Here is a 13,694-nt window from a genome sequence, read left to right on the forward strand (position 1 = left end):
GGCTGATCTCCACTGAGGTTGCGCCCTTTGGCGGCATCAAGCAGTCGGGAATAGGCCGTGAAGGTTCGAAATACGGAATCGATCATTATACTGAAATGAAGTATATTTGCCTGAGCGTGTAATTGTCCCTATATTCCGCGTGAGGGGAAGCGCGACGATCATGATCAAGAGTTAGGTGGTCGCGATTTGGTGAAGATGGCCTGTTGATCAGTGAGTTGCAATGGGTATCTTCGTCGTTGTCGCGGTGAGTCAATGAGGCCGGCTTTTAGATTGTCGCGGAGCGTCAATCAGATGAGAGATTTTTGTCGCGGGCCGTTGAACTCACTAAAAAAGCCGGCCTCCGTTTGAAGCGGGAGGCACGCTTTCATTTGCGCGACAACCTATGCTGACGTTTGCTTATCGCGGCGCGTCAATCAGCGAAGGCCGAGGCCAGCGCGCGGGCGTGCCATCGCTATTTTCCGTTAAACGGGGTTCTCGACGTTCATTTCGAAAATCGTCGCGTGATGAACCAGTCTGTCAATGGCGGCCAACGTCATGGCTTTGTCCCCAAGCAGCGCAGGATACCCTCATTCTTCGGCCTCTACCACGCTCGCACCTCATCGCCGAGTGGCGGGAGGACTTAAATCCTGTTTCATAACACCCATCTGTCTATGCCGTTGAAGTGAATAGGTTTTGCTGATCTGGATGCGATCCCATGGGGTATTTTGGGTTTTGCCGCGCGCGATGAACAATGCGCTGAGCCGCCGGTTCGTCAAGCGTTGATCGGCTGAAGACCCATGGACCGTCCGGCAGAGGATGAACGCCTTCGATCTCGCCCGCCTCGGCGGCGAGCCTGAGGGTCTTCGGTGCAACCGCCGAGAAGGCGCGCCGCCTTGTTCAGGTTAAGCCACGGCTCTTTGCCGTCCGCCGCTGGCCGGAAGACAGGGATCTTATGATGCGACCTGTGCGCGGTGACCCGCTCGCGTGTCCATCGATTGCCGTGGCCGTTCACCAGTCCATTGCGGTTGAGGATGCCGGCAATCAGATCATCATTGGCGATGAGCACCAGTTGGCGGACGGCCGCGATGATATCGCCGGACATGCTGTTGCGCTGTCCACGGCGCCGCTTCGGCAGGCGCAGTTCAGTATGGACGCCGCCAACCCAATGGATCAGGAGAACGATCTCGGAGGCTTCGTCATCGATATCGGCGACCACCTCCCGGATGACGGTACGAACGATGCGCTTCTTGAGCCTTGCATCCGTCGTCGGCGCCGCCCACACAGCTTTGAGATCGGCGGCGAGCGCGGTGACGTGTATTGGCGACAGAAGTGATGGCTCCGATGTCGAGGCATCATGCGCGGCAATCCTGCTCTCGATCTCGCCGACACGCGTAAGCGCCCGGTTCCATCGCAACTCCAGTTCCGCCGCGACCAGCCGGTTCTGCGGATCGATGGCGTCGTATTGCCTGAACGCCCGATCGGCGCTGTAGCGTGCCGCCTCGCGATCACGCATCAGAGCATCGCGGACCTGATCGCGGCGACTGGCCGCTTGCGCTTCGGCCTCGACGGCCGCGGCTATCGCTCCCGGCTCGACAACCCGCAGAAGAGCTTCCTCGATGACGTCGTCGACGCGTAGTCCACCGAAGGCCATGCAACGCGGCTCGCCATTGTCAAGCAGACCACGCCAGCAGGAATAGCGCGGAATGTTGTGCTTGGTTCCCGTGTAGCGGACCGTCAGCTTGCGGCCGCAGCGCCGGCAGCGGACAAGGCCGGCGAGCAGAGCGTCGCCAGGCTTGGGCGCCCCGTGATGCCGGCTCGTGGGCACGTTGTCGCTCACCATCTTGCGGATCGCTTCCGCCCTTTCCCAGCCGACGTAGCCTTCGTGTGCACCCGGGATCAGCGCCAGCCATTCATCTCGCGCCTTACGTCGGCTGCGCGAGCGAATGGCTGTTGCATCATATCCCGACGCAGCACGAGTCTTACCATAGGCGTAGGCGCCGCCGTAGATCGGGTTCTCGATCATTCGGTGGATGGTCGCATAGCTTGGCCTGCGCCAGACCACATCGCCATTGTTGCGCTTGGCAGGCAAATTCAGCCCATGTTCGAGGAACCAGAGCAGGGCCTGGCGGGCACTGCCGAGTTCCGCCACCTTGTCAAACACAAGGGTGATGGCCTCCTGCATGCGACGATCGGGATCCTTCTCCAGCCGATCGCCGACCTTCACAAAGCCGACCGGGGCAGCGACGACGAGTTCACCGCGCCGGGCCTTCTCATAGCGGGCCGACAGGGAGCGCTGACGCAGAAGATCGAGCTCATACTCGTTGAGACTGCCCTTCAATCCCAGCAGCAGCCGGTCATTGCCCTGGCGCGGTGCGTAGACCGTCTCCTGGTCGATCAGCACGGTATCGACGACTCGGCACATCTCGATGAGCTGCTGCCAGTCGCGGCTGTTGCGGGCGAAGCGCGATACCTCCCGCGCCGCAACCGCCCCAACCTTGCCGAGACAGACTGCGGCGACCATCCGGTCGAAGCCCGCTCGCGCGACACCGCCAGCAGCAGAGCGGCCGAGATCGTCATCGACCGTCTCGATGCAAGACCAGCCGAGTGCCACCAGGCGATCGGGCATCGCATACTGCAGGGCGCGGCTCTCTCGATTGTGCAGAGCCTGATGGGCCGAGGACTGCCGCACATAAAGGATATCCTTGCGCTCCAGAGGGTGGGGCCGGATCTTCTCATGCATCATGGCGCGCGTCCTCCAGTGGAACGGTGCGATCGCCGTCGACGTGGTCGAGGATCAGGCGCACCATCAGCTTTGTCAGCGTCAGGCGCGTCTCTTCCGGCAGCGCCTGCCATGGTGGCATCTGCGCGGTCTGCGCGTCGTGCGGGTTGGAAACAGATCGAACTGATATGTCGTAGGCTGGCGCTGCATGGACCTCTCCCCGATTCGCGTCGTGAGGACCCGATGCTGCGCCCGAATCCTCCAATTGCGATGGGGTGTGGGAATTGGCCGTCGCGTCCTGCAGCAGTGTCACCAAGACGCCAAGCGTTCTGGGATCGACATGTGGGGCAGCGGCAATGCGCCACGCGGTGCAGACCGCGCGATCAAACATCCAGGCCGGAACTTCCAGCCACCGATCGGAGGCGTGGCCGGAGAGACTGCAGCGGAAAACCTCCCGGTCGGCCTTCTCGATCACCTCATAACGTGAACACAACGCCCGGCCCAAGGACGCCATGGATAAAGAAACTTGCGTTCCTCGGTCCTGTGGGCGTTCTTTCGTCGTGTTGTTCAACACCGCCAGGCCACATTCCTCGCTCGGCTTCCAGACCCCGGGCGGATCACGAACAATCTTCAACATGCGGGTCACATCGCAGATTTCCGTCAGTCTTCAGTTAACGTTAAGGTGCCGCGGCGAGATCAGCGATCGAGTGGCGCAACGATCACGCCAATCAGACGGCTCAGCCCTTTACTGTCCAATTTATCGAATGATAACGACATTGCCTCCATCTCGTCGGCCCGGTCCTTGCCGATCAAATCGGTGGTGAAATTGACGTATTTGGTGTGGAACTCTTCCGCGGTCATGGGATCGTCGCGATCGCCTTTCGGGGTGCGCGGCTCCGATATGATTTCTCGGCCGTCCTTGAGGTAGAGCGTTACATCAGCCCAGCGCTTGCCGACGCTGATGCGAGTGTAGTGCTCGGTTTCGACAAGCTCGGTGGCCTCGGAAATGCGCCGGATTTCTTCATCCTGCAGAATCTCCGGCAAGAGCTCCTGCGGCCCTATTTTGCCACGCACAATCATCGTCGCAACCGGAAAAGCGATCGAATAGCTCATTTCGTCCAGCGTCTTCGGGTTGTGACCGGCTAGCCGGACGGCATAATGGAACGTCTGAATGCGGACGCGCGTGACATCCTTACTGGAAAGGCTGTTGTCACGCATCAGGTCGCGCGCGGCATCGATCGATGGATGCGCCCAGCGACAGACAGGATAGGGCTTGTATGAGGTATCTTCAGCAACACGCCAAGCATCTCCGAGATCACGCCACCACGGCTCGGCGATGGCCCCCTCAGCCGTGATCGCCGGTGCGCCAGTGAAGCCGAGTTCGGCCAAATAGGCCGCCATGACGCCTGAGGGCGCACCCCAGCCGACGCCGTCACGCAGCATGGTGGGGAAATCGATGCAACGCATCATTTGGCTTCGAGGCCCGTGATATTCTGCAATGCCCGCTGCGTGGCGCGTCTGCTGCTGGCTGAGCCCCAGCAGTCGGGAGACACCCGCAGCTACGCCGACTGCCGTCCACGCTCCAGAAGTATGGTAGTCGGAGACGGTGCCGTGAAGCGTCAGGCCGGCGCGGTAGGCAACCTCATAGGCGACGGCCAGCGCAACCATGAATTCTCTGCCCGAGATTGCAGCGCCCGAGGCCCTGAGCGAATCGGCAACGGCGAGCAGCGCAGGAAACACCGCCGAGCCGGCGTGACCCTTGCAGGGGCTGTTGTTGTCGTGGCCATCGATAGAGTCGACGGTGAAGGCGCCGGCGAAGGCCGCCCCCGCGGGGCTGACTGGGCGCCCGTCGAAAATCATCCTGGCCGCGCCAACTTCAGGAGACGGGCGCCATAGGCGATCGGCGATCTTCCTGGTGATCGACGCGACCTCCGTGGTTGCGCCCACCACCGCTACGCCGAGCGTGTCTGCAAAACTGCGCCTGAGAATGGCACGGACCTCTTCGGGAATGGCGTCGTAGGTCAGAGTGCCGGTAAATTCGGAAAAGGTGGTCATGTTGATAACTCTCACAACTTTCATTCGACAGGCGCTGCCTGACGGTTCGCCGACAGTTCAAGGATCGTCGCGCAGCGGCTCGTGTGCGGAAATGCCTTAAGCGAGGAGCAGCCTTGGCGAGGCGCCTTGACCGAGTTTCTCCCTGAGCTGCGAAGAACCCGTCAACAGCCCGCGACATCGTCGCTACGCACCGCTCGCTTGGTCGAGAATTGCGTCAAGATCGGCGCAGATGGTGGTCGGTACTTTGGTTTCGTAAGCTGTAGGAATTGTCGTCTCCAGAGGGAGTGAACAACTCCACTCTGTCAAGGAGCAGGCGCTTTCACCCACCCCATGGGATCCGACTGTCGCCGCTGCGGCCCACAGCCTCATTCGTTCGTTCGGGGCAAAAAGCAGTCCTGATTGTAGAAACAAGCACATTAATTCCGGCGATCAATTCTTCATCCGAGACCGTCAGCGGCGGCATTAGCTTGATCACCTCGTCGGATGGCCCGCATAGCTCAACAATGAGTTTCTGCTGGTAGGCTTCCGCTTTCACCTGAGCAGCCAACTTGCTGTCGATGACGTCAAGCCCAAGCATCAGGCCTCTTCCTTTCACGAGGTAGCCGAAAGGGATGGCAAATTCAGACAAGATCTTGTTGGCAATCCTGCCCTTGCGAGCAGTTTCATGCTCAAAGTGTTCATCGCGCCAATACTCTCTAAGAGCAGCCGTAGCAGTGACGAACGCATGATTATTCCCGCGGAACGTTCCAGTGTGTTCACCAGGGCGCCAAAGGTCGACGCAGGGAGCCAGCAAGACAAGAGACATTGGAAGCCCGAACCCCGAAATTGACTTCGCCACCAGTACCATGTCGGGGCGAATATCGAAGGCCTCGAACGCGAAAAACGGTCCTGTGCGACCACAGCCTGTTTGAATTTCATCGACGATTAGGATCGCACCATGCTGTCGGGCAATCTGCTCGATGTTTTTGACCCAGCGGCGCGTCGGCACATTGAGCCCTCCTTCGCCCTGCACCACCTCGAGAATGATTGCTGCGGGTTTGTCTATTCCGCCGGATGGATCGCTCAGCAGCTTTCGAAGCGATTCGGCCGTATCGCAGCTTGGGCCTAGATAGCCATCGTACATCGCACGATGAACGCCGTGGAGCATGGAAGAGGATGCTCTTCGGTGGTAAGAATTTCCCGTGAGAGCTAGCGCACCGAGCGAACAGCCATGAAAAGCGTTTGTAAAGGCGATAATGTTGGTGCGACCGGTAACCTTGCGTGCGAGCTTGACCGCAGCCTCGACAGCATTGGCGCCAGTGGGGCCGGGGAACTGAATGCGATATTCGAGCGATCTTGGGCGCAAAATCAAGTCTTCGAATGTGTCGATAAACTCCTGTTTGGCGCTTGTTCGGAGGTCGAGCCCAAGAGCGATGCCGTCACTAGAGATATAGTCTTGTAGGGCAGACTGCATCACCGGGTCATTATGCCCATAGTTTAATGACCCGCAGCCGGCCAGAAAGTCGAGGTATTTGTCACCGGTCTGGGCAATTACATAACTGCCCTTCGCTTCGGCGAACATTGCAGGGTAGGAGCGACAGTAGTTTCGCACTTCCGATTCAATGTCTTCCTTCATGCGATGTCTCCGTGGCGTGTTGTGAGGAATTCAATTCATGTATTACGAAACTTTAAACAAAATTAAGGCATATTTCTGGTTGCGATCGGTCCAATACTTGACATTCAGAAATTCGTAATTGAAAAAAAGGTCATTAAACTCATTTATCTGAACTTTTCTCATGATCTCAGTCCTAATCATCTCTCCTTCTTCTAGATGAAACGAGAATTTCAGTCTTTGGAGATTGATCGATTGAGCCCGCATAGCCTCCAAGTGGCTCTCCATGCGATGCAGCGATTTATTGTGAAATGCCACATGTCGAAAATGGAATAAATCAAAGTCTCCACTGAACCGCCAGTTCAAATGTTGTAGAACACATAGGTTGGTCAGAATAGCGGTCTGACTGTTGTAAGCCGCCTCCAGGATCTCCGTTTCTTTATCCAAATCTATCCCGACCAAAAAATAATCGCCAGGAGACAGGGCCGAGCGCGCCGATCGGAGAAGATTATCCAACTCGTCGTCGTGCATGTTCCCGATCGTGCTGCCCAGGCAAAATAAAAGCTTTGGACCAACCAGGCTCGTGATCTCTGCGAGCCCGGTTTGGTAAGTCCCGACCACCCCTAAGAAGTTCAAATCCGATGACACTGAGAGAATGTTTTCAGCCGCTCTCTCCAAAATCGAGCGATTGATGTCGACGGCGGCGTAAAAGGTCAGGCCATGCGTTTCCACGTAAGCATCAATCAACAGAGTTGTTTTCTCGGCGTTCCCGGATCCCAGCTCAATGAGAGAGACAGGACCTGTGATTCCGGCAATCGTCTTTGAGTACTCGGCGAGTATCTCCCGTTCAGTTCTGAATAAGTAATAGGTTTCCTCTTTACACAGTCTTTCAAACAACAGTGATCCTGTGTCGTCGTAATAGTAGATGGAGTTCACGCTACGCGGCGATTCCGAGAGGGACGCCACCAATAGGTCACCCCTGAATAAAGTTTCATCAGGAACATCGGCGCCGATAATTTCATATTTATTGCCTGTGGCCGCTGCAGGGCCGGTGTGGTTTCGCGCCATAGAGATAGCTCCACTAAATAACGGTGTAATGGCGATAAGGTTTATTGAGGTTACAATCAACGATATCGGTCGGAATCTCCCGCCGTTTCACGAAGAGGGAGATCAAAAGTCGTGCCAATTGCGCTGAGGGGAGCGTCTGAAGTTATTTTCAGTTCCCTTCAATGGTTTAACGGGCCTGCAGCAGGCAGCCAGGCCGAAACCATTGTGTCGCGGATTCGACAAACCCGACAGTAGGTGTCAGTTGCCCGGCGTGTTATCAAGAATGGTGATCGGATTTGCCAACGGCACTGACCTGACTGACATCGTAAAGTTATCGACAGGCCGGCACAGTGACGGCCAGCGAAGTTATCCCAAGAGTCTTGGGATTGACCGATGTGCTGCCATTCGCGCATTCCGATCGACGTGATGGTTTCGGGCGCGGAGATGAGTTTCTGCCAACCTCGCAAAGCGGCATTGATGATGGCCTGATAGCTACGAAGGCGCGGTTTGAGAGTCAGTTCTGGCGCAGGTAGGTTTTCCGATGGCCCTATTTATTTTTTTGGCGGTCGCAACGTCGTTAATTACCTTCGTCACTGTGCGGAACGCGGCGCGTCACCGCTTCAGCCATCAGACTTTGGGTGGCAAGGGACGGCGGCCAAGCGGTGATGCCGCTACGCCACAACGTCGGTGCGGCTATCGTCGCCTAGAACACGTCCTGTTTAATCCGGTTCATATCCTGCGGCTTTGAAGTAGTAGGCACATTCGGCTGGGGTGAAGAGGTCGACGACCACGCCGACCGCGTTCCACAGAGCCTTGATGGTTCTCTCGGCCTTTGCTCGCAGCAGCGCCTTGAGTTTGGCGAAGGCGTTCTCAATCGGAATGAAGTCGGGACTGTAGGGCGGCAGGTAGAGCAGGCTCGCGCCTGCGGCCTCGATCGCGTCGCGCACGCCTGAGGCCTTGTGAGCGGGCAGGTTGTCCATGACGACTACGTCGCCCTCCGACAATGTCGGGACCGGCACCTGCTCGACATAGGCCAGGAACACGTTGCCGTTCATCGCGCCGTCTTAGACGAAGGGCGCAGTCATGCCCGTCAGCCGCAGCGCTCTGGTGAAGGTCGTGGTCTTCCAGTGGCCATGCGGCACGCCGGCCCGGCAGCGCTCGCCGCGGCGCTCTTCCACGCAGGCGAGCCATCTTTGTGGAGAGAGGCCGGTCTCGTCGATGAACACGAGCTTCGTCGGATCGAGATCGAGCTGGCGTCGGACCACTCCCGGCGCCGCTTCAGGACGTCGGGGCGATCCTGCTCCAGTGCGTGCGCGGACTTTTTTGAATGTCCAGCCGTGGCCGCGAAGCCAGGCGCTCAAGGCACTGTGGCTGATCCGCACCGACTGCTCGGCGACGAGCCGCTCCACCATCTCGTTCAGCGTGATGTCCTTGCGCTCTCCGATCAGCCCGGCGATGAAGGCTTCATGCGCCTCGAGGCTGGAGGCGCGGCGGCGGCCCTGCGGGCGTGGCCCCAGTTCACCGATCTTCGCCCGCGCAATCCAGCGGATCGCGCTGGACACTCCCACGCCGAACCGCGCCGCCGCTTGCGCGCCGACATGCCCTCGTGCGAAGCCTTCAAGACCCGCAACCGAAGATCCACGCTCAATGCTCCCCCATCGTCCACCTCCATCGAGGGGATGTTTGAATCAGCACAAAACGCAGCCGTCACAGCATCGATCACAGACGCGCTCTAGACTCCAACTTGTCAAAGCGTTGCAACAGATTCTTTATACCAATTCTCAGAACTTTTGCGATCGCAGATCATTACCGATGGTACATTCAGCGCATAGGTCTGAGGTCAGCGCGGTTAAAAAGCTGATGCTGGTTACGCAAGCATGGCCGCACAGCAGCAACGTGGAGTCAACAGCAATGTTAGAAAGAGCGCTCATCCTGATTGAAGGCATAGGGGATACTAGTCCGCTGTACGTCCGAGCTGCCCGGCGTCTTGGCCTTCATCCAATTGTCTTGTCGGCTGGTCCAGCTAGGTACGACTCTCTTGCGGCGGAAGGAATTAGAGCAATCTGTGTCGATACAGATGATCTTGATGCGCTGATCGGCGAATGTTCTCGGCTACAGACCACCTATGACATTGCTGGCATCACGTGCGCCGGCGACCAGTTCTACGCGACAGTTGGTAAGCTCTGCCGGCATTTCGATCTACCGGGACCGAACCCCGAATCCATCGAACAATGTCGCGACAAATTCACTCAACGTCAGCTCCTCGCGGAGGCCGGCATTCCAATACCGGCTTATCGCCTGGCAGCGAATGCGACAGAAGTAGAAAGCGCTGCCGTGGAGATCGGCCTGCCAGTGGTTCTTAAGCCGGCCGTAGGCAGCGGCAGCAGCGGTGTCCGATTGTGCCGCAATGTCGTTGAGTTGGCCGAACACACGACCTATCTGTTGGGCGGGCAGCACATATGGCGGTCCCCCCCGAGGATACTGGTCGAAGAATTCGCACAAGGCCCAATTTATTGGGCCGACATAATGGGAGATCAGATCATTGGAATTGGCACCGGTGATTGCGGCCCTCTGCCGTATTTCGTCGCTCGTGAGTGCATCATTCCGGCCCCGCTGACTGATGACGAGCATGAGCGTATCGCCAATGTTTTGCTGAGCTGTTTGCGAGCTCTCGGCCTTGGCTGGGGGCCAACGGGCATTGAATTCCGGTGGACGAAGCGTGGCCCAGTCGTCATTGAAGTCAATCCGCGGCTTCATGGCACGCCCGCTCCCCAACTGATTCAGCTGGCTTACGGCATCGATCTCATCACCGAGCACATCAAGCTTGTCATCGGCGACGAATGGGATTTGCACAAAAGGCAATCGAATGCCGCGGCCGCTCGGTTCCTGGTTGCTGATCGCGATGGCATCCTCGATTGGATCCACGGCGACAATCGGGCAGCCGCAGTATCAGGTGTCGCCGAGATCAAATTCTATGTAGGACCTAAGACACCGATCGTCAGGCAAGGCGATTACCAAGACACGATTGGACATGTCATCGCTGCTTCACCGAGCCATGCTGAGACGGAGGCTGTACTGCAGCGTGCCGTCGACTTAATCGGTTGGTCGATCGAACCGTTTCCGTCGTCTACCGAAACGGAACAATCTGCGGATCCTTAGCAGACGATGTTGCCAGCCGGAGTCGCGAGGAGACTAGCCTGGAAAATTCAGTGCGCCCCGATGGCGTGGCCGCCTTGGGCGGTTGAGCAATCCGATGGGCCGTGACGTGAGTGAAGCCTGAGCAGGCCTCGAAAGTGATAATGTGGATGCCGACCCCAGCTGAATTTCGGGGAAGGCCGCTTGAACAAGGAAGCAATCGACATGTGCACCCGTTCGATCCGCCGGGTTAGGGCACTGCACGTCGGAAGGGTGATACGGGTAAAAGGGGAGACCCGCTCGGCATGAGGGTAGCGGCCTCAACGGAGCCGTCTGAGCGGTGGTGCCGGTGGGAGTCGGACAGGGTCATAATACCGCTGAAGCCGTGTAATGCCGGTGGAGGGAATCCGCGTGGACGCCAGCCGTGACGATGCCAACCCATTGGAGCTTCGGCCAACTGGCGAGCTGGTCGCCGCCCGCCTAATTAAGAGAGCCTGAGAGCGCTGGCGGAGCGATCCGGGATCAACCAGAAGACGTCCCAACTGGGGAAGACGCGAACCTCGGCGGCCGATCTGCCGATAGGGCCAAAGAGCCCGACATCGACAGTATCCTTACGCAAGAAGGAGGCCCTCATCGGTCCCATTCCCGCCAAGGTCGAGAACTTGTGCTCCCGCCACGATCTGCGGGAAGAGCGCCCAGATCCGCCGCCGCGCTCAGTTGCGACGGATCTAGGTGCCGGTGCCGGGGAGCGCGCCGACGCTGCCGACAGAGGCGGCAGGCATCGCCTGTGCGCAAGGCGGTCAGCACGGTGTGGGTGTCCCACGCGCGCCAGCTGACGACACCCCAGTTCGATCTGTTCTCCATCAGCCCGCCACGAAGACGACTCCGGTGACGCGTGGCAGGCGGCTCCCGGAAGAAACGCGCCGGCGGCTGCGCGCCCATCGGATTCTGCACAATCGCGAGAGCAGTATGCTTCAACATGCAATGCACGACCACCTGACGGCGCTCGGCTGGTCCCCCATGGAGACGATCAATGACGGTCTCGGTGACTCTGCCGCTGGCGGCACCGCACGCGCGGGTTTCGACCGGATGGTCGCCGAGCTCTGCCTTGGCAAGGTGAGTGCGGTTTGCGGCACAGGAAGAGATCTCGCGCTTTGCCCGCAACAACCGCGACCGGCAGCAACTCATCTAGATGTGCCAGGTCGACACCGTGCTAATCGATCAGGAGACAGTCTATGAGCTACGCCAGGGCAATGACCGATTGCTGCCGGAATTGAGGGGAGCCTCAAACGAGTATGAGCTCGACCTTCTGCTCCCGCGCTCACTCTCGGCGCTACGATGAGGCTCCTCGCGCTCGTCGTTGCAACCCCGTCGGGTTTCGCGAAGGTCGGTGACCGGTTTGAGAAGGATCCTGATCGCCGCGTGCAGGAGGCCGTCAACTTGATGTTTGACAAGGTCGCGGTACTTGGCAGCGCCCGGCAGGCGCTGATGTGCTTCCTCGAGCACGGACTGGACTGCTCGCCAAGCGCAACAACTGCGACGTCGTCTGGAGAGGCCGAACTATGCGACCATCCACCGAATGAACCAGAACCCGATCTTCGGCGGCGCCTATGGTAAGTCTGGCGTCGCCGCGGGATTCATGGTCGAGAAAATACAACAGGGGCAGAAGATGGCTGAAGCAGGAAAAGAGTATCCCGAGAAGCTCGCGAGTGGTGAGCCATGCGCCTGGGCGATTGCTGAGGAGAGTCGGCTATGAATGATCAGTTGCTTTACCTGAGCGGGGCTGAAATCGCGGCCCTTAGGCCCAACCCAGCCGATCTACGCCTGAGCCTCGCGCGAGCGTTCCGTTTGCACGCGCAACACCGAGTTCAAGTGCGTCCGAAACAGACCCTCGCAATCGCTCCTGGACATTTCTTTCAAGCGCTGTGTGCAGCCTCGCCCGAGCCTCCTTATGCTGCAGCCAAATGGGTCGGCATCGCAGCTGAAAATTCCGGACGAGGGCTGTCGAACGTTAACGGTCTTATTATCCTCAGTGATTTTAATACTGGACAACCTCTGGCTATCATGGATGGCAACAGCCTCACAGTTTTACGCACCGCCGCCATGTCGGCACTTGCGGCGGAATATCTTGCACGCCCGGACAGTGCATCCATCGGCTTTGTAGGCTGCGGCCAACAGGCGCTTGGGCATCTTGATGCAATGTACGATCTTTTCCCCAGATTGGCCGAAGCAGTTTGCTTCGATCGTACCGTGACCTCAGCCCGCCGGTTAGCTGTCATCGCACGAGAGAAGGGTCTGCAAAGCCGCGAAACCACGATGGCAGATGACGCGCTCGCCTGTGACATCGTCATAACGACCGTGCCCGGGACGGCTACGCTCACACCCTTCCTCGATGCGACCCTACTGCGTCCAGGCAGCTTCGTCAGCGCGGTCGACCTCGGTCGGTCATGGCGCGTCGAAACTTTCAACGTATTCGATCTTCGGGTCGTGGACGATCGCGCCCAGGCGGAGGATCCAGAAAACCAATCCAAGCTCGCCTATCCCGGCCCCTTTGATTCGGATTTGGCAATGCTGGCGAGCGGAGTTGAGCGAGGCCGTTCTTCGGATTCAAGGCAGCGCACACTCTTTCTATTTCCGGGCTTTGCCCTTGCCGACCTTGCAGTCGCCAGCGCGTTGTTCGAGATAGCTATTCGAACCGGTCGAGGCGTCGGGCTGCAGCGTTAGGGCATTTGAGTCGCCGACGAAGAGAGTTCAACCCAAAGCCGGCCATAAGGCGCATCTCGGGCTGGGCTTTCGCGCGCTCCAGGACCATGTGCGCGAATTGCCGCACCTGCTGGCAAAAAGAAGCGGCGGCGGGCTCAAGAAAGAGATGTTTCCGGTGGCCAAAGGATGTTTGGCGATGAACGTAGTATGCGAGACGATTGCGTCACCTCGTTCCAACATCGCGGGGCGTTCGAAGGGCCGTGGATCAGGCGGAATTGGCCGCCATCCCGAGCCCGTGGCGAAACTGGTCCCCGGGATCAATCATTGAGATGCTGCCGACCTATGGCTACCGCCGCGTGCACGCCGTGCTGCGCAGGAAGGCCGCGCCACATGCTCGTCGGCATCCAACCACAAGTAAGGTCGTGCGCGACCTCATCATCGAAAGCCGCTTGGGCTAGGTCGTCA

At 58.7% G+C, this 13,694-nt stretch carries 9 protein-coding genes and 2 pseudogenes; 4 read left to right on the top strand and 7 right to left on the bottom strand.

The genetic code is table 11. The features are described 5' to 3' along the window. The coding region (locus EN818_RS30130; RefSeq protein WP_128363623.1) for an aldehyde dehydrogenase family protein at window positions 1–122 on the top strand (122 nt) is incomplete at its 5' end. A gap of 287 nt (window positions 123–409) precedes the next feature. On the opposite strand, the pseudogene EN818_RS34385 reads toward EN818_RS30130, so the two are convergent. From EN818_RS34385 to EN818_RS30160, 7 genes and pseudogenes are all read right to left on the bottom strand, one after another. Beyond that, window positions 410–545: pseudogene (locus tag EN818_RS34385) on the bottom strand (ATP-binding protein); the annotation flags it as partial. Window positions 546–751: 206 nt separating this feature from the next. After that, the gene (locus EN818_RS30135; RefSeq protein ID WP_095518436.1) at window positions 752–2,722 is read right to left on the bottom strand and encodes a recombinase family protein; all 1,971 of its coding nucleotides are present in this window, start codon (window positions 2,720–2,722) and stop codon (window positions 752–754) included. Further along, window positions 2,712–3,335 carry a hypothetical protein gene (locus tag EN818_RS34055; protein ID WP_245518923.1) on the bottom strand — a complete coding sequence of 208 codons (624 nt, stop codon included), beginning with the start codon at window positions 3,333–3,335 and terminating at the stop codon, window positions 2,712–2,714. Before EN818_RS34055 ends, EN818_RS30135 begins: the two co-directional genes overlap by 11 nt. A gap of 59 nt (window positions 3,336–3,394) precedes the next feature. After that, window positions 3,395–4,753 carry an MmgE/PrpD family protein gene (locus tag EN818_RS30145; RefSeq protein ID WP_128363622.1) on the bottom strand — a complete coding sequence of 453 codons (1,359 nt, stop codon included), beginning with the start codon at window positions 4,751–4,753 and terminating at the stop codon, window positions 3,395–3,397. A 319-nt stretch (window positions 4,754–5,072) separates the two neighbouring features. Beyond that, on the bottom strand, window positions 5,073–6,368 hold the full coding sequence (gene ectB / locus EN818_RS30150) for a diaminobutyrate--2-oxoglutarate transaminase (protein WP_128363621.1): 1,296 nt from the start codon (window positions 6,366–6,368) through the stop codon (window positions 5,073–5,075). Window positions 6,369–6,410: 42 nt separating this feature from the next. Further along, complete coding sequence (locus EN818_RS30155) at window positions 6,411–7,412, bottom strand: L-histidine N(alpha)-methyltransferase (RefSeq protein ID WP_128363620.1); 1,002 nt, start codon at window positions 7,410–7,412, stop codon at window positions 6,411–6,413. A 698-nt stretch (window positions 7,413–8,110) separates the two neighbouring features. Continuing rightward, window positions 8,111–9,063, bottom strand: a pseudogene (locus EN818_RS30160) (IS630 family transposase). A gap of 239 nt (window positions 9,064–9,302) precedes the next feature. Here EN818_RS30160 and EN818_RS30165 point away from each other — a divergent pair. The 3 genes from EN818_RS30165 (at window position 9,303) to EN818_RS30175 (ending at window position 13,250) form a co-directional block, all read left to right on the top strand. Next, the gene (locus EN818_RS30165) at window positions 9,303–10,550 is read left to right on the top strand and encodes an acetyl-CoA carboxylase biotin carboxylase subunit family protein (RefSeq protein WP_095518437.1); all 1,248 of its coding nucleotides are present in this window, start codon (window positions 9,303–9,305) and stop codon (window positions 10,548–10,550) included. A 1,555-nt stretch (window positions 10,551–12,105) separates the two neighbouring features. After that, window positions 12,106–12,282, top strand: a complete 177-nt coding sequence (locus EN818_RS32975) for a hypothetical protein (RefSeq protein WP_189367578.1) — start codon at window positions 12,106–12,108, stop codon at window positions 12,280–12,282. Further along, window positions 12,279–13,250, top strand: a complete 972-nt coding sequence (locus tag EN818_RS30175; RefSeq protein ID WP_095518433.1) for an ornithine cyclodeaminase family protein — start codon at window positions 12,279–12,281, stop codon at window positions 13,248–13,250. The genes EN818_RS32975 and EN818_RS30175 overlap by 4 nt, the downstream gene beginning before the upstream one ends. The last annotated feature ends 444 nt before the right edge of the window (window positions 13,251–13,694 follow it).

The sequence above is a fragment of the Mesorhizobium sp. M3A.F.Ca.ET.175.01.1.1 genome (assembly GCF_004791945.1).
GTDB lineage: Bacteria > Pseudomonadota > Alphaproteobacteria > Rhizobiales > Rhizobiaceae > Mesorhizobium.